We start from the raw sequence: 22,846 nt of genomic DNA, 5'->3' as shown, positions 1-22,846 counted from the left end.
TCAGTCTGTCACGATTTATGCTGCTGCATTATATTTGATAGAACAGGGTATGGCTATACACATAACAACAGACAATAAATTGAAAAAACTGATCGTTGTGGGCGACCGTGTGCTTATTAAGCCAGCTACTCCCCACGAACGCACCAGCAGCGGATTATACCTCCCTCCCGGAGTACAGGAAAGGGAAAAGGTACAGCGCGGTTATGTTATTAAAACAGGGCCAGGTTATGCAATACCTATACCGGCCGATAATGACGAGGCGTGGAAACCGGAAGAAGAGAAGGTAAAATATATTCCACTACAGGTAAAAGAAGGCGATCTGGCCATTTTCCTGCTCAGTGGGTCTACTGAGGTTGTATATGGAGAGGAAAGCTATTATATAGTGCCGCAAGGGGCTATTTTGATGCTGGAAAGAGAAGAGGATCTGTAGAAGCGCGAAAAACATAAAGGTAAAAGCGAAAAGCTATTGGTACGGATGATGAAAGCGGATACAATTTCCGCCTTAAGCATTCATACCAATAGCTTTTCGCTTTTACCTCTATGCTTTTTTCGCTTTGCTAATCCCTGTATTCCAGGATGTCGCCGGGCTGGCATTGCAGCACTTTGCAGATTTCTTCCAGGGTGGAAAAGCGGACTGCCTTTGCCTTACCACTTTTAAGGATGCTCAGGTTCGCCATCGTAATGCCTACCTGCGCACTTAATTCTGTAAGCGACATCTTTCTTTTTGCCAACATCACATCCAGATTTACGATTATTGCCATAGTTTGTTTTAAATAGTCAGGGCTTGTTCTTCCTTCAAATTTACGGCTCTTTCGAAAACCTTTGCCAGTATATAAATAATAAGCATTCCGGCGAACAGCTCCCAGGAAGAGGCTACAATACCCACCAACTGCATCAGGATAGCCATAACGGAACGGACAAAGATGGTCGTCATTATGAGTAACATTCCAGCCTTGATGAGCAACACGGCAAGAAAAATATATTGTATACGCTTTACTCTTGCTAAATTTTCGCGGGAAATAACCTCATCCCCCCTGGTACTAAGCACCAGTTTATATAGATCAATAGCTATGAGCAGACATAGAACACCTATGATAATATAGGGGGCCATTACCATGATTCCAATGGAAGATATATTCATAATCATTGAATTGTTAACTCAAATCTCCATTTTTTTTATCGAAAATCAAAATAAATATATCGATTATCGATAAATAAAATCAACAAAACAGGATTTAAAGCAAGGTTAGCAATTTGAATTCCAACCGGTTGGTGCTTTTTATTATCTTCATAAAAAAAAATACGTCATGGCCAATCAGGATGCATTTCTGGATTATATCAAAAGCGGCTATACATTTAAAGGCGAGCATTTCAAACTCGGCTGTGCCATGCTGAACGGAGAAGTAGTAGCAGGCGCAGATGTATTCCTCCCCCTTAAAACCCTTAACCGTCACGGCTTGATTGCCGGCGCCACCGGTACCGGTAAAACCAAAACCCTGCAAGTGATTGCCGAAGGCCTGAGCGATGCCAGCGTACCGGTGTTACTGATGGACATCAAAGGAGATCTGAGCGGCATTGCTGCAGCCGGCACTGCCAATCCCAAGATCACAGAAAGATACCAGAAAATAGGCGGCACCTGGAGCCCTGCCGCCTATCCGTCTGAGCTGTTATCGCTCAGCCAGGAAAAGGGCGTACGTTTACGCGCTACCGTTAGTGAGTTCGGACCTATCCTCCTCTCCAAGATCCTGGAACTAAATGATACCCAGGCGGGCCTGGTAGCAATGCTTTTCAAATACTGCGACGATAATAAATTACCCTTACTGGATTTAAAAGACTTCAAGAAGGTATTGCAATTTGCCGGCGATGAAGGAAAAGCTGACCTGGAGAAGGACTACGGCAAAATATCCACTACCTCTACCGGCACTGTGCTGCGTAAAGTGATAGAACTGGAACAACAGGGCGCTGCATTATTTTTTGGAGAGAAGTCATTTGAAGTAGATGACCTCATGCGCGTGAGTGACGATGGCCGTGGGATCATTTCCATACTGCGTGTAAATGATATACAGGATCGTCCGAAACTGTTTTCCACCTTTATGCTCAGCCTGCTGGCAGAATTGTATGCCACCCTACCGGAAGAAGGCGATCTTGACAAACCAAAGCTGGTAATGTTTATTGATGAGGCTCACCTGATCTTTAACGAAGCCAGCGATGCGTTGCTTAAACAAATCGATACCATCATAAAGCTGATCCGTTCCAAAGGCGTAGGTATTTTCTTCTGTACACAGAATCCAATGGATGTACCGCCTTCTGTACTCGGACAGCTGGGATTGAAAGTACAGCATGCCCTGCGTGCCTTTACTGCCAATGACCGCAAAACCATCAAACAAACCGCAGAGAACTATCCTTTATCAGATTTCTATAAAACAGATGAACTGATTACCCAGATAGGTATAGGTGAAGCATTAATCACCTGTCTTGACGAGAAGGGCGTACCTACGCCGCTCGCCGCTACCATGCTGGTATCTCCAAGATCCCGCATGGATGTATTAACAAGCGACGAAATCGATGCACTGGTTAATAACTCCAAGCTGGTAAAAAAATACAGCCAGGAAATTGACAGCGAAAGCGCTTACGAAATACTAACGGCCAAACTGCAGGAAGCCGCAGATAAGACCGCGGCGGCAGCGCCGGCAGCGAAAGCGGGTGGAAAACAAAAGGAAGAAAAAGGCTTCCTGGAACAGGTAATGGACAGTTCGGCAGCCCGCCAGGTTGGGCGTACAGCCGCCAGCGTTATTACACGCAGTTTGCTCGGCGCACTCGGATTGGGCGGTCGCAGCAGTAAAAGTAAAAGCTGGTTTTAATTATGCAAACGGCAGCTTTCCGCTGCCAGCTTACATCAACATATAAAGAATATGAGTAGAATTATTAAAACGGGCGTATGCTCGTACGGCATGTCCGGGCAGATCTTTCATGCCCCGTTCCTGCACGTAAACCCGGGATTTGAATTTACAGCGGTTGTAGAAAGAAGCAAGCATCTGGCACAGGAACGCTATCCTAACGTTAAAGTATATACGAGTGTAGAGGACATGCTGGCGGATAAAGACCTGGAGCTGATTGTGGTGAACACACCCAACTATACCCACTTCGATTACGTAAAAGCAGCCCTGGAAGCAGGGAAAAATGTGATAGTGGAAAAGCCCTTTACGGTGCATGCCAAAGAAGGAGAAATCCTCGCGGCGCTGGCGGCGGAAAAAGGATTACTGCTCAGTGTATATCATAACCGTCGCTACGACAGCGACTATAAAGTGGTAAAACAGGTACTGCAATCCGGTCAGCTCGGCGAGGTCCTGGAAGCGGAAATACATTATGACCGTTTCAAGGAAGAACTGAGTTATAAAAAGCATAAGGAAGTGGGTGGCCCCGGAACCGGCGCATTGTACGATCTTGGCTCCCACCTGATAGATCAGGCGATCACCCTGTTTGGTATGCCTAAGGCTGTATTTGCCGATATTCGTATCATCCGTCGTGATTCTTTGGTAGATGATTACTTTGAACTGGTGCTTTACTACGATCACCTCCGTGCCCGTGTTAAATGCAATTACCTGGTACGTGAAGCCTTGCCGGCTTATCAGCTGCATGGCCGCATCGGTTCTTTTATCAAAACAAAATCAGATATCCAGGAAGCACAACTACAAAGAGGTCTTTTTCCGAATAGCCCTGATTGGGGGGCTGAAGCGCCGCACGAATGGGGGTTATTACATACCGAAACAGATGGCAAAGTGGTAAAACAATTCGTTCCTGGTGGCCATGGCAACTATATGGATTATTACCAGGGCATCTATGAAGCGCTGGTGAATAAAGCTGCTAACCCGGTGCCTCCGCAGGATGCCATTAAAGTGATCAGGGTGATAGAAGCCGCTTTTGAGAGCAGCAAGGAAGGAAAAGTAGTTCAATTATAGTCTGCCCGGGATCAGCCTGATTTATATGATTTCCCGAAAAAAATCCTGAAATCATATAAAATTAGGCTGATCCCGGGAAAACCATTATCCGGAACAGGCCAGCCGGCCAGCGTCATCACGCATTACCAGCCCTTCTTCATTCAGAAACTGTAATACTTCCATCAGGTCGCTACGTTTTACATCCGGCATTTTTGTTTGCAGCAAATTAAACAGCAAAGGTGCTTCCTTCAGCAGCGATATAACTGTATCGGATATACGTTTAAAGGAAGCCGCATCCATAGGTTGTGCTTTCTTTTTTAAACAGGTATCACACACCCCGCAATTGTGGATGTCTTTTTCTCCGAAATAGGCCACTATTTGCTGTGTACGGCATATATCACGGTTACGCACATACGCAAACATAGCTTCCAGTCTGTCGGCATATACTTTTTTACGCACCTCCACCCTTGCCATGTTAATGCGCAGCAGCTGGGCAGACACCCGTTCCTGCAGAAAGCATAACTGCGGCTCATCGCGCCGGGGCTGATAGTGCAGGATACCATAATGGTGCAGTTGCTGCAGCTGCGCGGCAATATCATCATCTTCCATGAGCATGATACGGCCTATTTGTCGCTCGTATATCGGAACGGCGTTATCAAAAATCCCTTCGTAGGTGCGCAGCAATGTTTTGATGATTTCTTCCAGTGCGGGATACGCACTTTCAAACTCATAAAGGGAATCTTTATTGGTAACAAATTCCGCCCGGGAAGGCAGGAACACGCTTTCGCTCAGTTGCAATATGCCTTCCTGTTCCAGCAGCTTTATGGCGCTGTAACTGATGGTGAGGTTCAGCTGGAAAGTGCGGGCAAAATCGTTGATATCAAAATCAAAGTACATGCCTTCTGCACTGCCTACGGGTACCTGCAGATAGTTAACGATCGCCTGGTAAACTTCCCGGATCTGCTCCAGGGTAGGAAACTGCAGGTCAATACGTTCCCGCATCTCCGTTAGTTCCTCTTCGTTATACAGCAATACGGCGTATGCTTTCTGTTCGTCGCGGCCAGCTCTTCCGGCTTCCTGGTAATAAGCTTCCAGGCTATCAGGCATGTCGTAATGCACTACGATGCGTACATCCGGCTTGTCGATTCCCATGCCAAAAGCATTGGTACATATCATGATACGCGTATCGTTATTGATCCAAGCTTCCTGCCTGGCTGCTCTTTCTGCTTGTGGCAAACCCGCATGATAGTAGCTGGCCGGAATACCCTGTAACTCAAGCAGGGAAGCTATTTCCTTAGTTCTTTTGCGGTTGCGGCAATACACAATTCCTGAGCCGGGCACACGATCGAGTATATGTTTTACCTTATCAATTTTTGTTGCTTCTTCCAGCACGCTGTAAGAAAGATTTGCACGCGCAAAGCTTTTTGTAAATACGCGGGCATCTTTCATCAGCAGTTTATCGCAGATGTCCGTTTGTACCTTTGGCGTGGCAGATGCGGTAAGTGCCAGCACCGGCGCGGCCGGGAAGAAACTGCGTATATCAGCGATCTGCAGGTAGGCGGGACGAAAATCATATCCCCATTGGGAAATACAATGCGCTTCATCTACCGCTATCAGGTTTACCGGTAAGCCATCACAATAGGTTTGAAAAAGTTTGCTTTGAAGTCTTTCAGGAGATACGTACAAAAAACGGCATCCACCGCGGCGGGCGGCTTCCAGCACTCTTTCCACTTCTTTATACTGCATTCCTGAATAGATAGAATAAGCGCTGATCCCTCTTTTCCTGAGGTTGGCCACCTGGTCTTTCATCAATGCAATAAGGGGGGTGATCACCAGGCATAAGCCAGGTTTCATCATGGCAGGTACCTGGAAACAAATGGACTTGCCGCCACCTGTTGGCAACAGCGCCAGTGTGTCTTGTCCTGCCAGTATCGAGTTTACAATATCTTCCTGTAATGGCCGAAACTGGTCGTATCCCCAGTATTGTTGTAATATGGCTACGGGCGTGCTCAAATAAAAATTTAATGGTTACAGCGAAGATACGCGTAATTTGTTTTACCCAGGATTAACGGTGATTATAATGATTTTCAGGATTTTATTTTTTGAGATTTCATGTGATTTTAAAAAGATTAGCGAAGATTTACATTCCGGTAATCTTCGCTAATCTTTTTAAAATCATCAAATGAAAAAAATCCTGAAAATCATTATAATCACCGTTAATCCTGGGTAAAACAAATTACGCAGTTACTTGCTTATAGCGCAACCGAACGGAGTTTACCGCCAGCACTACATCCGACAATCCCATGATACCTGCGCCCACTATAGGATTCAGGAATCCCAGGGCTGCTACCGGTATGGCTACTACGTTATAAATAAACGCCCAGAAAAGATTCTGTTTTATAGTGAGATAGGTATGTTTTCCCAGGCCCAGCGCCAATGGCAGCGTACCCAGGTTATTATTCAGCAATACTACATTAGCGCTTTGCATGGCCACCTGGGTGGCATCGCTGAGGGAAATACCGATGGTTGCTTTGGCAAGTGCAGGCGCATCATTGATGCCGTCGCCCACCATGGCGGTGGGGGCGGTTTTCATGAGTGCATCTATTTTCTGCAGTTTTTGTTCGGGCGACTGTTCAGCATAGACTTCGGTGATACCCAGTTGTTTGGCCAGCTCCCGGCATTTGCGGTTGGTATCGCCACTTAACAGGATGGACCTGATACCTGACTGTTGCAGCTGCGCCACCACAGTAGCCGCTTCCGGCCTTATTTCATCGGTAAAGTTGATCCAGCCGGCCAGTTGACCGTTTTTAATGAGATACAGGTTGTGACTATCATCTTCCGTTAAACCAACGGCCATACGGAAGGAACCTAACTGCCACTCGTTACCGGATTTATCGCTGGCCCGCATGCCCAGCCCTTTGTGTTCACGTACCTGTTGCAAAGGCAGCTCTCCGGCCGATTTCCAGGCGGCGGCAATGGAGCGTGCAATGGGGTGCGAGGAGTATTTCTCAAGACTGTATACCACCTGTTTAAATGCTTCTTCCGTGATATCAAAAAAACGGTATTCGCCCAGTTGTAACTTCCCGGTGGTAAGGGTACCTGTTTTATCAAATACTACCTGCCTGATGTCTTTAAACATCTCCAGGGTATGTCCTCCCTTTATCAGGATGCCATTACGGGCCGCACGTCCCAGTCCTACCATCACGGCCGCCGGCGTAGCCAGTCCCATGGCGCAGGGGCAGGCAATCACCAATACGGCTACACTTCGCATCATGGCGGTGGCCAGTGTGGTATGCCCGATAAAGTACCAGCCCAGGAATGTAACAATAGCAATGCCTAATACCAGCGGTACAAATATGGCGCTGATACGGTCGGCCAGTTTCTGCATGGGTGGCTTGTCGGCCTGGGCCTGTTTTACCAGTTCTATGATGTAAGAAAGCACGGTGTCCTTGCCTGTAGCCGTGATGTACACCTTGATGCTGCCATCTTCCAAAATAGTACCGCCAATGACCTTATCTTTTTCCTTTTTGCTCACGGGGGTACTTTCACCGGTAATCATCGATTCGTTGGCATGGCCGCTGCCCCAGTAAATGGTGCCGTCCATGGGTATTTTATCACCGGTGTTTATGAGTACGCAGTCGCCGGTACGGAGACTACGGTTATCTACTTCGTGGATATGTTCATGACCATGATCTGTATTGATAAGGCGCGCCGTGGTAATCTGCATGTGAGCCAGTTCCGCGATAGCGGTAGTGGTTTGCTTTACGGACCTTTCTTCCAGCATGTTACCGAGGAATACCAGGGTAATGATGGCGGCGGTAGTTTCGTAAAACATATAATCCGGGTTACCGTATACAACAGTGCCTACAAAACTGTATACGAAAGCAGCGGTGGCGCCCAGGGCCACCAGCACGTCCATGTTGGCCATGCGGTTAAGCAGGGAACGAACGGCGCTTCGGCCAAAATGCCACATCCCTGTAATATAAACCGGTAATGTAAGCCAGAACTGTACCCATGGACGGTGCAGCCAGGACCAGTTTACCCACATATGCAGCAGCAGTGGCGCGGTAAATATTAAACAAAAAACAAATTTGAATGTAAGTGTATGGTATATTTTCCGGACGGTGGGTTTATCTTCCGGCAGTATTACGCGGTATCCCATCTGGTTAATGCCATTGAGCACTTCTTTGGAATCCGCGCCATCAGGCGCTGTAAAACTCACCTCTTCAGTGGCGAAGCTAACGTTTACATCCTGCATCCCTTGTTTCTCCAGGTATTTGGAAACACCGAGTGCGCAACTGGTGCAATGCATTCCTTCTACCTTGCAGTTTATTGGTGTCATCTGACATCTTTCCTCCTGACTACAAAGTTACCTGTTGACGAAATAGGCGGGGAAAATATTAATGCAACGGAGCAGCAGAAAGCGGAAAGCAAAAAGCAAAAAGCGACCATAGCGAATGGTTATAGCGTAAATTATCGATTATGGTCGCTTTTTGCTTTTTGCTTTCTGCTTTCTGCTTATTTTCGTGTATGCAATGGACATTTACGCTGGATCAGTTACCCGAAACAGCCCGGCAATTCTGGGCGTATTTTACTGACAAACAGGTATTTACCCTGGACGGCCCTATGGGGGCAGGAAAAACCACGCTGGTAAAGGCTTTATGTGCGGCCAAAGGGGTAGCTGGTGCTACCGCCAGCCCCACTTTTTCTATCATTAACGAATATGTATACCAGGACGCCGGGGGAAAAACCCGGCAGATCTTCCACCTGGACCTTTACCGGCTGAAAGATGAAGATGACGCCATCAGCGCCGGTGTAGAGGATACCCTCTACCAGAACGCCATCAGCTTTGTGGAATGGCCACAGGTAGTAGCACACCTGTTACCGCCGGACACCATACATCTGCAACTGGAAGTACAACCGGATCAAAAAAGGATACTCCGCGAAATCGCTTCCTCTCTCAAATGATGTATCTTTGAATACTTCGATTTAAAAAAACTGAACACGCATATGGAGCAGAGGCAAAAACCTGTAGTAAGTGCTGGGTTTACCTATTCACCACTGGAAGAAACGTTGGATATTCCCCAGAAAAATTCCCGTTTGTTTATAGGTATTCCTAAAGAAACATCTTTCCAGGAAAACCGGATTGCCCTTACGCCCGATGCAGTGAGCATTTTAGCGGCACATGGTCACCATATTGTAGTAGAACATAAAGCCGGCGACGGGTCACATTACTACGATACCGACTATTCAGAGGCCGGGGCGGAAATTGTGTATGATAAAAAGGAGGTCTTCAAAGCGGAGATCATTGTAAAATCAGCTCCGCTGAATGATGAGGAAATAGAATTGCTGCATCCCCATCAGATCGTGATTTCCCCTATTCACCTGGCCGCCCTGAAAGCGCTGCAGGTGCAGAAAATGATGGACAAACGCATTACGTTGTTGTCTTTCGAAAACCTGAAAGATGATGCCGGTACCTACCCTATTGTAAGAGCGATGAGTGAAATTGCAGGCGGCGCCTGTATGCTGATCGCCGGGCAGTACCTGAGCAACGACAACAAAGGGAAAGGCATCCTGCTGGGAGGCATTACCGGTATTCCACCTACCAAAGTGGTAATCATAGGCGCCGGGATAGTGGGTGAATTTGCAGCCCGCACCGCGCTGGCACTGGGATCTTCCGTAAAGGTATTTGATAATAATATTTACAAACTGAAAAGGCTGCAGAACAATATCGGGGTACGTGTATTTACCTCCGTTATCCAGCCGAAAGTACTGGCCGAACAGCTGCGGAATGCTGATGTAGCGGTAGGCGCGCTGTCGTCGCAAAGCGGGCGCACGCCTGTTGTGGTCAGCGAGTCGATGGTAAGCAATATGAAAGCCGGTTCCGTGATAGTGGATGTAAGCATTGATCGTGGCGGTTGTTTTGAAACCTCTGAAATCACCACCCACGAAAACCCCGTCTTTAAAAAGTACGATGTGGTGCATTACTGCGTACCTAATATCCCCTCCGGATTTGCCCGTACCGCATCTGAAGCAATCAGCAATGTGCTGATGCCTTTACTGGTGGAAGCTGCCGATGATGGCGGATTTGAAAACCTGGTATGGATCAAGCGCGGGGTACGCAACGGCATCTATCTTTACAAAGGCGCCCTCACCAATTACCATCTGAGTGAGAAATTTAAATTAAAATATACTGACCTGGAGCTGCTGTTAGCGGTGAAAGGATAAGGATGGCTACAGCTTTTAGCCATTAGCTTTTAGCTTTTAGCTTTTAATAAAAATGCAGCGAAGACCAATATAATATCGTCTTCGCTGCATTTTTATTAAAAGCTAAAAGCTAATGGCTAAAAGCTTACACCTCCAGTGTATACCCCATCAGTATAGCTGCTATAATGGTAATACCTACTACAATCCTGTAATATCCCCACATTTTAAAACCATACTTCTTCACCGCACCGATAAAGAATTTGATGGCGCCCAGGGCTACCACAAATGCCACGATATTACCGATCAGCAGGAGTTTCAGATTTTCGGGATGCGCCATCAGCAGTTCCTTTCCTTTCAGGAGTTTATAGCCTGTGGCAGCGGCCATGGTAGGTACTGCCAGGAAAAACGAGAACTCTGCGGACACACTGCGGGTAAGCTTTTGCTGCATACCGCCAATAATAGAGGCCGCACTTCTGCTGGTACCGGGGATCAGTGCCAGGCATTGGTAAAATCCAATACGCAGCGCTGTAAAAACATCTATTTTTTCCTCAGACAGGATAGTCGGTTCTTTGAACCAGTTATCTACGAATAGTAGTATAACACCACCCACCAGCAGGGTGATGCCCACGGTAAGCGGACTTTCCAGCAGGGCATCTATTTTTTTACTGAATAAAAAACCGAGGATCAGCGCGGGAATAACCGCAACTATCAGTTTCAGGTAAAAACCAAACCTGTTTTTGTCAAATACCAGGAACTTCCTCCAATAAAATACCACTACGGCCAGGATAGCCCCCAGCTGGATAACTACCTCAAACAACTTGGTAAATTCATCTTTACCTATTCCCAGCAGCGCGCTCACAATGATCATGTGCCCCGTGGAAGAAATGGGCAGAAATTCCGTTAGTCCCTCCACTATGGCGATAATGATAGCCTGAAAAACGTTCATTGAATCTTATATGGTTAAAAGTTAAAAAAAAAGCGATGATTGCTCATCGCTGTCAGTATATTTTTACAGGTTCCCCTATGCATTCGTTTTTGGACGGCGCATAATCGCATATACTTCCACCATCAGGCCCAGCACAATTACAATCGGAGCCAGGGTAATTCTGCGGAAGCTATACACCTCTTCTGGTCTGAAGCTGTTGGGATCACTGGTATCGCCTCCCATCATCAGGAGGAAACCCACCACAATCACCACGATACCGGCCAGCATAATTTTGTAATTCTCTTTTGGGAAAATAGGGCGGCTGTTGGCCAGTGCTTCTTCTGTAGCATGTGCATCCTTCTTCGAAGCAGGGTTTACGCTTGTTTTAGCCATAGTGTTTGGTATTATATCTCTTCAGTTAAAGATGTTAAATTAATACAGATCATCCAGTTTCAGACGTAAATATTTCATTACCGAGCGATGTGTGCTTACCAGTGAAATACAAATCCCTATCAGGATCATTCCTATAAACAGCAATGCGATCATCAGGTTGTCCCGTAAACCGGCCAGCTCCGGCAGCAATTTATCTGCCACTGACATGATACCGATCAGGCCCGCAATAGCAATAACCGCTGCAATAGCGCCGTTGGCAATACTGCGCAGGTCAAAAGGCTTGGCAATAAACCAGCGGGTGGCTCCTACCATTTGCATGGTTTTAATCAGGAAACGGTTGCTGAACATGGCCAGGCGGATGGTATTGTCTATCAGGAAAATCACCACCAGGCATAATAACCCGCTAATGATCAATATGATAAGCCCTATCCTGTTTACGTTTTCATTGAGTTTGCTCACCAGGGTGCGCTGATAAGAGATTTCCCGTACGATGCTCTGCTGTGAAAGGTTATTTTCAATGATCTTCAGGCTGTCATTATTTACATAGTTGGCATTAGCCTTTATGTTAATGCTGCTATAGAGCGGGTTATATTGTAACAGGGTGATAAAATCCTCTCCAAAGTCCTTTTTAAAGCGCTGGGCCGCCATATCCTTGGAAACATACTCAATAGACTTAATGTATGGCTTGTGCGCCATAGAATCACGTAAGGCCAGTGCCTGGTTTTCTTTCACATTATCTCTCAGTATAACCTGTACCTCAATACTTTCCTTAAAATATTTGCTAAGCTTGTTGGCATGTATTACCACCAGACCCAGTGTGCCCAGTAAAAACAATACCAGTGCCACTCCAACAATGGAGTACAGGTAGGATGGTTTCGACTTCTTTGCTGATGATTTCCCGGATTGCGCCATTAATCTGCAGTTTATCGGCGAAAATAATAAAAATTAGTAGTTATGTGTTTAATTTTGCCAACCCGATCAGGTAATCCCCTCTTTCCGGGCAATAGAATAGCAATATATAGAGATGTTGGGGAATGACATTGGCGTATTAATGAATTTAACATTATTTTGCTGAACAGGCATTATTACAATTTTATAAACTATAACTGATAACGCCTTAATGACCGGATGTATTGTTATATCCGGCCTAATTAAGGTCCATCTACAACCGATATGGAATACAATTTCAGGGCAATCGAAAAAAAGTGGCAGGAACAATGGGAGCAATCGCATGCTTACCGTGTTAGCAATGACAGTCCAAAGCCCAAATGTTACGTACTGGACATGTTCCCCTACCCGTCAGGAGCAGGCCTTCACGTGGGCCATCCTCTGGGATACATTGCAACAGACATTTACGCTCGTTATAAAAGACTAAAAGGCTTTAACGTACTCCATGCCATGGGTTACGATGCCTTTGGCCTGCCTACCGAACAATATGCCCTGGAAACAGGTCAGCACCCTGCTGTTACCACGGAGCAAAACATCAAGGCATTCCGGGAACAGCTGGATAATATTGGCTTTTGCTATGACTGGGACAGGCAGGTAACCACCAGCGACCCATCCTATTATAAGTGGACACAGTGGATATTCCTGCAGATCTTTGAAAGCTGGTATAACCGCGTGAGCGGGAAAGCGGAGCCTATCGCCACCCTTGTTTCCATTTTTGAGCAGGAAGGGAATGCCGGACATGTTTGTCCCGGCGATCGCAACATACAGTTCAGCGCCGCACAATGGAAAAGCTACAGTGAAAAAGAACAGCGGGATGTATTAATGCAATACCGCCTGGCCTACCTGGCCCATGCGGAAGTGAACTGGTGCCCCGCATTAGGTACCGTACTGGCCAACGACGAGGTAGTGAACGGCGTAAGTGAACGCGGCGGATATCCCGTTATCAAAAAGAAAATGAGCCAGTGGTTCCTGCGAATCACTGAATACGCCAACCGCTTGTTGCAGGGACTGGAAACAGTATCCTTCAGCGATGCCATGAAAGAAATGCAACGTAACTGGATCGGGAAAAGCCAGGGAGCAGAAATGAAGTTTGCCCTGAAAAACTCCCCCGAACAGGTAGAAGTATATACCACCCGCCCCGATACCATCTTCGGTGTGGACTTCCTGGTACTGGCCCCCGAACATGATCTCGTAAAACTGATCACCACGCCGGACCAACAGGGCGAAATAGATAAATACCTGGAATACGTGCAGAGCCGTTCCGAACGGGAGCGTATGGCTGAAGTAAAACAAATCACCGGCTGCTTTACCGGCGCCTACGCCATCAACCCGTTTGATGGCCGGGAAATACCGGTATGGATTGCCGAATACGTTCTGGCAGGTTATGGCACCGGCGCCATCATGGCAGTGCCATGCGGCGACCAGCGCGACTTTGGCTTTGCCACCCATTTCAAAATCCCCATCACCAATATCATTGGCGACGCCTTTAACGGGCAGGAAGCCAATGCTACCAAAGATGCGAAACTGCAGAATAGCGGCTTCCTCGATGGCATGGACATGAAACCCGCCATGGATGTGGTCATCAATAAACTGGAAGAGCTGGGAATAGGCAAACGGAAGGTCAACTACAAAATGCGTGACGCCGGCTTTAGCCGCCAACGCTACTGGGGCGAGCCTTTCCCTATTGTGTATAAAGATGGGGTTCCTTATGCCATGGACGAAAAAGACCTCCCGCTGGAATTACCGCATGTGGAAAACTATAAACCCGGCGAAGAGGGCGAAGGTCCGCTGGCCAACATTACCGACTGGGTAAATGTAGCCCCCGGCATAAAACGCGAAACCAACACTATGCCCGGATACGCCGGCAGCAGCTGGTATTTCCTGCGTTACATGGACCCGCATAATACCCACACCTTCGCGGATCGCAAAGCCACCGACTACTGGAACCAGGTAGATGTATATGTAGGCGGTACCGAACACGCCGTAGGCCACCTGCTGTATTCCCGTATGTGGACAAAAGTGCTGTTCGACCTCGGACATATCGGTTTTGAAGAGCCATTTAAATCACTGATCAACCAGGGAATGATTGGTGGCAGCTCCCGATTGGTATACCGCGTTCGTGGTACCCACCAGTATGTTTCCCATGGATTGAAAGACCAGTATGAAACCGATGAACTGCACGTGGACGTGAATATTGTTGACGGCGTAGAACTGGATACCGCAGCATTTAAGAAATGGAAACCGGATTTTGCGGATGCTACCTTCCTCCTGGAAGACGGCAAATACATCTGCGGCGTACAGCTCGAAAAAATGAGCAAACGTTTATTCAATACCGTTAATCCGAACGACCTGGTGGAAAAATACGGCGCTGATACCTTCCGCATGTACGAAATGTTCCTCGGTCCGGTGGAGCAATCCAAGCCATGGGATACCAAAGGCATTGAAGGGGTACACCGTTTTCTAAAAAAGTTGTGGCGTCTGTTTGCCGACGAACAAAAAGGTATCCTGGTAAATGAGCAGGCTCCTTCTCCGGAAGAACTGAAAATATTACATAAAACAATCCAGAAGATAGATCACGATACTGCCGGCTTCTCTTATAACACAGCGGTGAGCCAGTTTATGATCTGTGTAAACGAATTGGCTACTCTGCGCTGTCATAAACGCAGCATACTGGAGCCATTGCTGATATTACTCACGCCATATGCGCCGCATTTGTGCGAAGAACTGTGGCAGTACATAGGGCATAACGAAAGTATCCTGAATGCACTTTATCCAATATACGAAGAGCAATATACCAAAGAAAGCGCTTTCAACTACCCGATCGCTATCAATGGTAAAACCCGCTCTGAAATGGGCTTCTCCCTGGATGCTGCTATTCCTGATATTGAAAAGGAGGTACTGGCCAATGACGTGGTACAGAAATGGCTGGAAGGCAAAGCACCCAAAAAGGTGATTATTGTAAAAGGCAAGATGATCAACGTGGTGATTTAATATGCACGTTGTTTTAAAGATACAAGGGCTGATCTAAAGTGATTTAGATCGGCCCTTTTTATTTCATCCTGCCAAGATTTGCCATCTCACTTTTAATACCCGGCACATTATTTTCAAAATCGTGTTCATATTCTACATAAATCCTTCCGCGGAATTGCTGCCGTTTTAATTCCCGGATAACAGCGGGATAATTAATGATTCCTTCTCCTACATTTACATCTTCTCCGGCATCATTGATATCTTTTAAATGAACCTCCAGGATATGCCCTTCAAGTTTTTTCAAACAGCCTACAACATCCAGTCCACTGCGGGCCCAATGTCCCAGATCAGCACAGGCGCCCATTTGCGCATGCCCTTTAATGGCAGCCAGTACGGAGTCCGGATGCCAGTAAATGCTTTCTCCTTTTTTGTGCTCATGGATCGCCACTCTCATATGAAACCTGCCGGCAATGCTATCGATGCTATTCCATTGGTCCTTGCCCGGTTCACATGTGATGATTTGTGCGCCTAACTGTTTAGCCAACAAAAAGCGCTGTGTCCACCCTTTCGCATTATCTGCATTACCTACAAAAAGAGAGGTCATTTTTATACCCTTTGCATCCAACATTTTTCTGACTGACCTTATTTCTTCGGAAGATAGTGCATCCAGCGGCTTATCATATTTTGCCACCTTATGCCAGGCGAAGCCCTGTACATCGTAACATCCGGCGCTATCGCTTTTTTGAAGGGCTGTTTCCAAAGGGAACAGGTGAAAGGAATACAGCGCTATTCCTATCTTCCAGGTAGCTGTAACTGCTGTACTTCTCCCTAAACAAACAATACCAATGATGATAATGGGCAAACAGCAGTAAATAATTTTTCTCATGCGTATTATATTTTTAGTGAGATGGCAATGCAAAAGCGATATAAGCATCACTGTGCTGCCCACCCCATTTTGATCCTCCACAGGCAATAACAACATACTGTTTTCCATGGAGCATGTATACTGCCGGCGTAGCTACACCCGGAGCAGGCAAATCGGTTTCCCAGAGTATTTGTCCGTTTCTTTTGTTGATGGCACGAAATTTACCATCTGCAGTGGCGCCGATAAAAATAAGACCGCCGGCTGTCACTACAGGCCCTCCGTAATTCTCCCTGCCCGTAACCGGAATACCTTTAGCCGTAAGTTCTTTAAATTCTCCAAATGGAATCTGCCATTCAAACTGACCGGTATTGAGGTTTATGGCACTCAATGTACCCCATGGCGGTTTTATACCAGGGTACCCTTCTTTTGTCAAAAACTTATTATAGCCTGTAAATCCATACAGATCTGTTTTCGGAGCTTCTTCCTTTTCGCTGCCTTTATAAACAGCCTTCCGATCCTGCTGAAGGTTCAGTATAAAAGAGGCCAGCGCATCTTTCTCTGCTTTGCTCAGCTGATTAAACCCGGGCATCATTCTTCTGCCGGCGACTACCAGTTCCAGGAACTTGTTTTTGTTGTATTTTTTTTCCACCCCTATTATAGAGGGATAATCGCCCCCACCTTTCCTGTCGGGACCGTGGCATCCCATGCAATACCGGCGATAAATGGTTTGGCCTGCCTCCATGTTAGTAGTGGACACCGGCAACGTTATTTTATTTTTTACCATATTCAGCACCCAGGCCATTTCATTTGCATTTACATATAATATACCCGAGGTGGGATCAAATGCAGGCCCACCCCACTCCCCGCCACCATCATAACCTGGAAATACCAGCGTACCCTCCACAGCAGGCGGTGTAAATGGTGTGCCGGCATGTAAACTTTTAAACCTCGTTTTCAACTCCAGGTATTCAGTATCGCCGACTAAATGATTCAGGTCGGCTTCGGTAACAGACTGCCGCGTAAACGGCTTTGGCAATGCAGGTACAGGTTGGGTTGCCCATAATTTTTCGCCTGTTAACGTAGTATTGGTGGGAAATGGCATTTCTGCTATCGGGAAAACAGGTGTACCTGTTGCCCTTTCAAATACAAACAGGAAACCCTGTTTGGTTGTTTGTGCTACTGCATCTATTTTCCTTCCATTCCTCTCAATGGTAATAAGAGCAGGCGGCGTAGGCAAATCCCTGTCCCATACATCATGGTGCACGAGCTGATAATGCCATATTTTTTTCCCGCTTACCGCATCAAAGGCAATGATGCAGTTTCCGTATAAACCGGCACCAATTCTTGCTCCGCCATAAAAGTCATTTGATGGATTACCTGTTACGGCAAAGAGGATACCCCTCTTTTCATCCAGGCTAAAACCAGCCCAGCCATTGGTAGATCCCATTACCCGGTAAGCGTTTTTATCGTCCCATGTTTCATAACCAGGTTCCCCGGGGTAGGGAATCGTATGAAAAATCCATTGTTGCTTTCCTGATTTAACATCAAATGCCATAATGTGTCCGGGGGTGTTTTCACCTACCAAACCACTTACAAAAAACAGGTTTTTATACACCATTACCGGAGATGTAGGCGCAATAAACATTTCTTCCGGTTTATCTCTTCCCAATTCATACCTCAGATCTATTCCTCCATCTTTACCGAAAGAAGACACGAGCTTTCCTGTAATGGCGTTCACGGCAAAAACAATCGGGCCAACGGTATATATAATGCGTTTATCAGTTCCTTCTTCCCAATAGGCCACTCCCCGGTTCATATTCACACTGTTGCGGTGCCAGGTTTTATTCATCATTGTATCTGCCGGATCAAAACTCCATTTCTCCTCTCCTGTGGCTGCATCTACCGCAAACAATTTCAACTTGGGAGAAACGCCATATAACACCCCATTAACGATAACAGGATTACATTCCATAGGCCCAAATCTCGAGGAATCTTTCCTTTCCGTATGATACACCCAGGCTACCTGTAACTGCCTCACGTTAGTGGTGTCTATCTGTGCGAGATCTGAGTAGCGATTATTCATCCGGCTGCCACCGGTCACTTCCCAGGTAGTAAAAGACGGCTCCCTGTTGTTACATGCAAACAGGCAGGCCAGAAAAGCAATAATAACGTGGAATTTTAGTGCACCCATAAAAGCGGAATCGGATGTTATAGTTGCAAACTTATTTAACTTCGGGAGTGAATAAAAGAACAGGATTTGCTATTCTTAATACAATATTTACATTTTTACATAAATCCATCCTACATACCAAAATAGCGTATCAATCAGCGTATATGAAAAGTGCTTATCAACAGCTGCATCTATCCGCCAACAATAGCTTTGTTGCGAGGGAATATTGCCAGCCCCAATTTACTGCACCTTTTCATTTCCATCATGCATATGAGATAATTCTGATCGTAAAAAGCTATGGAAAAATATACGGTGGTAACAAGGTGATGAACTTTAGGGAGGGAGATATTTACCTGTTTGGGCCTGGGTTTGGGCATTGTTTTTATAATGACAAATCATTTATCGACACCGGTGAAATGGCCCAGGCCATTGTTGTTCAGTTTACAGAAGATTTTATGGGTAAAGATTTCTTTGACAAACCAGAACTGCGAAAAGTAAAGAAACTGCTGCTGCAGGCACTGGCCGGCATAAAATTCCTTACGCCCACAGCAATGATGCAGGAATTATTTTTCCAGCTCCGTGAAAAAAAACAAATGCATGGGTTTATTCACCTCATGCAATTACTGGAGCAACTATCTGCCCAGCGAAAAGATCGTTTGCTGCTATTGAATGACACACCTGGAAAAATATATTATCATCAAAGCGACGCATCTAAAATTGAGCTGGTGTTCAAATACGTGATTGAAAACTTTAAAACCGCCGTAAACAGCAAGTCGGCGGCAGCCCTGGTTTTTCTGAATGAAGCCGCTTTTTGCAGGTATTTTAAACGACGAACACGCAAAACATTTTCACAGTTTGTAAATGAGGTGCGGATAACGCATGCCACCAAACTCCTACTGGAAAAAGAATACAGCATTTCCGAGATCTGTTATGCCTGCGGTTATAGTAATGTATCGTATTTTAACCGGCAATTTAAACTCCTCCAGGGAAAAACCCCTAAAGAGTTCCGGAATTTGCAACAAAGGTATCCATCACAATGGTGATATTTCCGACCTTAAAGGAGCGGGCACCCGCTAATGAAAATTCAATCCACTCGCAATAATTCCGCAGGTAGATAAGCCGATCAGCAAAATAATTCCCGAAGAAAGCAGCATCACTTTACCGGTATGTGACTGCCCGGCAATAACGAGTATGAGGCCCAGGATGAAGTAGGCTCCTACCAGCACCAACGCCAGTATCATCGCGCCAAGGATACCTTCATCGCCTCCCAAACAAATCAGCAACAGAATGAATAAAGGGATACCAGTGAACAATAATACATCTCTTAAAAATTTACTCATACAGCATTAGTTAAATGATAGGAACAAATTCGCGTTCTTTCTGCAGTTCTTTCAAGTATGCTTCTTTGTCATCCCTGTAAAATAAATTCATGGTTTCAAAAGGAATAATGCGGCCGTCTTTGTGGATAATGTGCACACACGATTTCTTGATAGCCCGTACATCGAAATCATATGCGTCTAAAAAGCGCATAATCACAATGCGGAAAAGATTCGTATAGTCGAGACCGGGAGCCTGCACTTGCGGTAAACAGCAAAGCAGCGACTGCATATCATTCACAGCAGCATCCGTAGAAATACCCGTACTGAATATTTTCAGTATGTGCTGATGTAATCTTTCATCCTGTTCGTACACAATGGTATTTTTGGAATTATTCAGGAGCACCGCGGGATCTACATAACGGGTAAGCGGGTATACCGCCCCATCTATTTTCAACGCATAAGCCATCGCCAACGCATCCGGATTACACGGTACCGGGATAATATCATTGGCATTCCATATCGGCGATTGTTCCAGGATACGCTGCCGTACTTCCGTTAAGGTGATACGATCGGTAGCCGGATCGAAATCATCGGTGCGGCCGGCCACCTGCACGGGCTGGAATGTAACGCCACGAACGCAGGGCTGCTTCAACGCATATTCTATAATTGCGCCCATTTCATCTTCATTCACTCCTTTTTGCAGGGTTACCACCAGGGTGGTACTAAGATTTACCTCATTCAGGTTATCAATGGCCTGTTGACGTACATCTGTCAAATCCTTTCCCCGCATACGTTCTAGCGCCGCCGGCCGGAACGAATCGAACTGCAGGTATACTTCAAAGTCGGGCATATAGGTAGCCAGGCGGGCCGTGAATTCTTTATCCTTTGCAATGCGCACACCATTGGTATTAATCATCAGGTGGCGGATGGGCTTACGTTTGGCGATGTCGAGTATTTCAAAAAACTGTGGGTGTATGGTAGGTTCACCACCGCTGAGTTGTACTACATCCGGTTGTCCTTCATTTTCCACGATAATATCCAGCATCTGTTCTATTTCCTCCAACGTGCGATGGCGGCCATAATGAGGCGACGACATGGCATAACAGGTAGGACAGGTAAGGTTACATCGATCTGTAACTTCAATCACCGTTAAGCAGGAATGCTGTTCATGATCCGCGCACAACCCGCAATCGTACGGGCAGCCGTAATGGGTGCTGGTATTGGTTTTCTGCGGGGCTTCGGATGGTTTGTTATAGTTGCGCGTATTCTTGTAGTAATCAATATCTGTAGCGATCAATACTTTTTCCCTTCCGTGATGCGGACAATGTTTGATCATGAAAACTTTTCCTTCTTCAAATATCACCTTGGCGTCTACCCGGCGTAAGCAGGTACTGCAGATGCTCAGCGTAAAATCGTAGTAGGTGTAGTTCTTCTCAGGCATACTGTTTTTGAATTAGTCGTGATGGAAAAAGTATAACAGGTAAGTAGTAACACAGCCCTGCCATACATGCCAGCTGTATAGATCCGATACCGAAGGCAAAACGGTAACCGGGTTTAATAAAGTCGAGCAGGAAACGGAACAGCAGGTATGCGATCATGAAAAGTTTGAAACGGGCGCCATTAACCAGGTTCCGGCGCTGGCTGATAAAGGCCAGCATCTGCCAGAGCAGGATCAAAAAAATAATTTCGTAGAGAGATACCGGATGCCGTAGTAAACCATCGCCTAGGTTCATGCCCCAGGGTAAAGAGGTGGGCAGTCCGTATGTTTCTTCATAAATACCCATGCTAAAACAGCCTATCCGGCCTATGATCATGGCCAATATGAGTGGATATACGAACAGGTCGCCGGTAGAATGCCGCTCCCCTATGGCTTTTTTGATGAGTTCTACACCAACCAGGCCGCCCAGCAAACCACCTACAATGGTTTTATTTTGATAGATGTATAACAGCAGGTTATCCGCATGCAACAACCCGGGCGGGTTTTCCAGCGTTCCCAGCAGGCGGCTGCCAAGCAATGCGCCAAAAATGGCTCCTATGATGGCCCATGTGCGATTACTGCTTACGATACCATCTCCTTGTTTTTTCCGCAGGTACAGAAAGTAGCGGAATCCGATAAACATGCCCAGGGTTTCCGTAACCGCATGCAGCGGCAGGTGTAAGGAAAACAAGTTGATATATACGGGGAACTGCAAAGGACATCATTATTTAATCCACAAATTAATATTTATATTTAGACGAAAGTCAAGCCCGAAAAATATGTTACAGGAGGTCTTAAGAAAGCATCAGTCAACCTTCAAGCCGGTGATCCCGCTTTTAGGAGTACATGAATCCCTGCTGGTAATGGATTTCACTGCCAACAATACAACGCTGACTAAAACTATTCTGCAGGATATCAACAAGTTCAGCAGGTATATCGACAACACCCTTTTGCAAAGCGGTTGCCGCCTGGGTATAGGTGGTTACGCGGAGCATCGCACTATTTACGCGGTAAGTCCGCATTTTGATGCCGGAGAAGAACCGCGGCGGCTGCATCTCGGTACAGATGTATGGGGCGAAGCCGGAACCCAATTGTATGCCCCCCTGAACGCGCATGTACATAGCTTCCGTTTCAATGATCATTTCGGCGACTACGGCGCCACCATCATCTTGCAACATCAGCTGGATGGTCATCTTTTTTATACGCTGTATGGTCATCTCAGCATTTCTAACCTGCAGGGCTTATACGAAAACATGCCCGTTGCCGCCGGTCAGTTACTGGCACATTTTGGTACACCATCGGAAAATGGGGGCTGGCCTCCGCACCTGCACTTTCAGCTGATAGAAGATATGCAAGGCTTCCGGGGCGATTACCCCGGCGTTTGCCGCTACAGCGAAAAAGAAAAATACCTGCAAAACTGCCCGGACCCGGATGTGATCCTGCAGTTGAATCAATATACCCATTAACAGATTCGCTCCCGCCCCTCTCAGCATTGAAGAAAATGTCATCGGAATTTCCGCGATGCCGTCTTCCCTCCTTATTTCCGGAACGGGATGATGAAATCGTAAAATGTGCTGGAAGGTTCCCATTTTATCGCTACAGTTGTTATTTTTACCCGCTAAAATTGATATGGT

At 46.4% G+C, this 22,846-nt stretch carries 20 protein-coding genes; 8 read left to right on the top strand and 12 right to left on the bottom strand.

Features of this window, described 5'->3' with window-relative positions; all coding sequences use genetic code 11:
• Positions 1–49 precede the first annotated feature (49 nt).
• Positions 50–430 carry a co-chaperone GroES gene (locus tag KE626_RS15610; protein WP_249207485.1) on the top strand — a complete coding sequence of 127 codons (381 nt, stop codon included), beginning with the start codon at positions 50–52 and terminating at the stop codon, positions 428–430.
• A 127-nt stretch (positions 431–557) separates the two neighbouring features.
• Here KE626_RS15610 and KE626_RS15605 read toward each other — a convergent pair whose 3' ends face one another.
• Both KE626_RS15605 and KE626_RS15600 read right to left on the bottom strand, forming a co-directional pair.
• Positions 558–761 carry a helix-turn-helix domain-containing protein gene (locus tag KE626_RS15605; protein ID WP_211973838.1) on the bottom strand — a complete coding sequence of 68 codons (204 nt, stop codon included), beginning with the start codon at positions 759–761 and terminating at the stop codon, positions 558–560.
• A gap of 8 nt (positions 762–769) precedes the next feature.
• Positions 770–1,141, bottom strand: a complete 372-nt coding sequence (locus KE626_RS15600; RefSeq protein WP_211973837.1) for a DUF2975 domain-containing protein — start codon at positions 1,139–1,141, stop codon at positions 770–772.
• 166 nt (positions 1,142–1,307) lie between these two features.
• Between KE626_RS15600 and KE626_RS15595 the strand changes: the two genes are divergently transcribed.
• Positions 1,308–2,861 (top strand): helicase HerA-like domain-containing protein, encoded by a 1,554-nt coding sequence (locus KE626_RS15595; RefSeq protein WP_211973836.1) that lies wholly within the window; start codon positions 1,308–1,310, stop codon positions 2,859–2,861.
• Positions 2,862–2,912: 51 nt separating this feature from the next.
• On the top strand, positions 2,913–3,959 hold the full coding sequence (locus KE626_RS15590; RefSeq protein WP_211973835.1) for a Gfo/Idh/MocA family oxidoreductase: 1,047 nt from the start codon (positions 2,913–2,915) through the stop codon (positions 3,957–3,959).
• 84 nt (positions 3,960–4,043) lie between these two features.
• On the opposite strand, the gene KE626_RS15585 is transcribed toward KE626_RS15590, so the two are convergent.
• Positions 4,044–5,951 carry a RecQ family ATP-dependent DNA helicase gene (locus KE626_RS15585; RefSeq protein ID WP_211973834.1) on the bottom strand — a complete coding sequence of 636 codons (1,908 nt, stop codon included), beginning with the start codon at positions 5,949–5,951 and terminating at the stop codon, positions 4,044–4,046.
• A gap of 223 nt (positions 5,952–6,174) precedes the next feature.
• Positions 6,175–8,280, bottom strand: a complete 2,106-nt coding sequence (locus KE626_RS15580; protein ID WP_211973833.1) for a heavy metal translocating P-type ATPase — start codon at positions 8,278–8,280, stop codon at positions 6,175–6,177.
• A gap of 188 nt (positions 8,281–8,468) precedes the next feature.
• Here KE626_RS15580 and tsaE point away from each other — a divergent pair, with 188 nt between their 5' ends.
• Entirely contained in the window at positions 8,469–8,906 is a 438-nt protein-coding gene (gene tsaE, locus KE626_RS15575; RefSeq protein WP_211973832.1) for a tRNA (adenosine(37)-N6)-threonylcarbamoyltransferase complex ATPase subunit type 1 TsaE, read from the top strand.
• Positions 8,907–8,948: 42 nt separating this feature from the next.
• On the top strand, positions 8,949–10,166 hold the full coding sequence (locus KE626_RS15570; protein ID WP_211973831.1) for an alanine dehydrogenase: 1,218 nt from the start codon (positions 8,949–8,951) through the stop codon (positions 10,164–10,166).
• 124 nt (positions 10,167–10,290) lie between these two features.
• Here the strand turns inward: KE626_RS15570 and KE626_RS15565 are convergent, their stop codons facing one another.
• The 3 genes from KE626_RS15565 to KE626_RS15555 form a co-directional block, all read right to left on the bottom strand.
• Positions 10,291–11,091 carry an undecaprenyl-diphosphate phosphatase gene (locus KE626_RS15565; protein ID WP_211973830.1) on the bottom strand — a complete coding sequence of 267 codons (801 nt, stop codon included), beginning with the start codon at positions 11,089–11,091 and terminating at the stop codon, positions 10,291–10,293.
• Positions 11,092–11,166: 75 nt separating this feature from the next.
• Positions 11,167–11,463 (bottom strand): DUF3098 domain-containing protein, encoded by a 297-nt coding sequence (locus tag KE626_RS15560; protein ID WP_211973829.1) that lies wholly within the window; start codon positions 11,461–11,463, stop codon positions 11,167–11,169.
• A 39-nt stretch (positions 11,464–11,502) separates the two neighbouring features.
• Positions 11,503–12,375, bottom strand: coding sequence for a cell division protein FtsX (locus KE626_RS15555; RefSeq protein ID WP_211973828.1), 873 nt, complete (start codon positions 12,373–12,375; stop codon positions 11,503–11,505).
• A gap of 261 nt (positions 12,376–12,636) precedes the next feature.
• Here KE626_RS15555 and leuS point away from each other — a divergent pair, with 261 nt between their 5' ends.
• Positions 12,637–15,402: a leucine--tRNA ligase gene (leuS, locus tag KE626_RS15550; RefSeq protein WP_211973827.1), complete on the top strand. Its 2,766-nt coding sequence runs from the start codon at positions 12,637–12,639 to the stop codon at positions 15,400–15,402.
• A 58-nt stretch (positions 15,403–15,460) separates the two neighbouring features.
• On the opposite strand, the gene KE626_RS15545 is transcribed toward leuS, so the two are convergent.
• Both KE626_RS15545 and KE626_RS15540 read right to left on the bottom strand, forming a co-directional pair.
• Positions 15,461–16,267 carry a sugar phosphate isomerase/epimerase family protein gene (locus tag KE626_RS15545; RefSeq protein ID WP_211973826.1) on the bottom strand — a complete coding sequence of 269 codons (807 nt, stop codon included), beginning with the start codon at positions 16,265–16,267 and terminating at the stop codon, positions 15,461–15,463.
• A gap of 13 nt (positions 16,268–16,280) precedes the next feature.
• Complete coding sequence (locus tag KE626_RS15540; RefSeq protein ID WP_211973825.1) at positions 16,281–18,437, bottom strand: outer membrane protein assembly factor BamB family protein; 2,157 nt, start codon at positions 18,435–18,437, stop codon at positions 16,281–16,283.
• A 143-nt stretch (positions 18,438–18,580) separates the two neighbouring features.
• Here KE626_RS15540 and KE626_RS15535 point away from each other — a divergent pair, with 143 nt between their 5' ends.
• Positions 18,581–19,459 carry an AraC family transcriptional regulator gene (locus KE626_RS15535; protein WP_211973824.1) on the top strand — a complete coding sequence of 293 codons (879 nt, stop codon included), beginning with the start codon at positions 18,581–18,583 and terminating at the stop codon, positions 19,457–19,459.
• A gap of 30 nt (positions 19,460–19,489) precedes the next feature.
• On the opposite strand, the gene KE626_RS15530 is transcribed toward KE626_RS15535, so the two are convergent.
• The 3 genes from KE626_RS15530 to KE626_RS15520 are packed head-to-tail and all read right to left on the bottom strand — an operon-like array spanning position 19,490 to position 21,927.
• Positions 19,490–19,756 (bottom strand): hypothetical protein, encoded by a 267-nt coding sequence (locus KE626_RS15530; protein ID WP_211973823.1) that lies wholly within the window; start codon positions 19,754–19,756, stop codon positions 19,490–19,492.
• A 10-nt stretch (positions 19,757–19,766) separates the two neighbouring features.
• Complete coding sequence (locus KE626_RS15525) at positions 19,767–21,176, bottom strand: radical SAM protein (protein ID WP_211973822.1); 1,410 nt, start codon at positions 21,174–21,176, stop codon at positions 19,767–19,769.
• Positions 21,169–21,927, bottom strand: a complete 759-nt coding sequence (locus KE626_RS15520; RefSeq protein WP_211973821.1) for a prolipoprotein diacylglyceryl transferase — start codon at positions 21,925–21,927, stop codon at positions 21,169–21,171. The genes KE626_RS15525 and KE626_RS15520 overlap by 8 nt, the downstream gene beginning before the upstream one ends.
• Before the next feature lie 64 nt (positions 21,928–21,991).
• On the opposite strand from KE626_RS15520, the gene KE626_RS15515 reads away from it, so the two are divergent.
• Complete coding sequence (locus KE626_RS15515; RefSeq protein ID WP_211973820.1) at positions 21,992–22,678, top strand: peptidoglycan DD-metalloendopeptidase family protein; 687 nt, start codon at positions 21,992–21,994, stop codon at positions 22,676–22,678.
• Positions 22,679–22,846 lie beyond the last annotated feature (168 nt).

The sequence above is a fragment of the Chitinophaga hostae genome (assembly GCF_018224885.1).
In the GTDB taxonomy this organism is placed as follows: Bacteria; Bacteroidota; Bacteroidia; order Chitinophagales; family Chitinophagaceae; genus Chitinophaga; species Chitinophaga hostae.
Note: the sequence above shows the minus strand (reverse complement) of the source record. Positions and strands in the feature narration are given on the sequence as shown.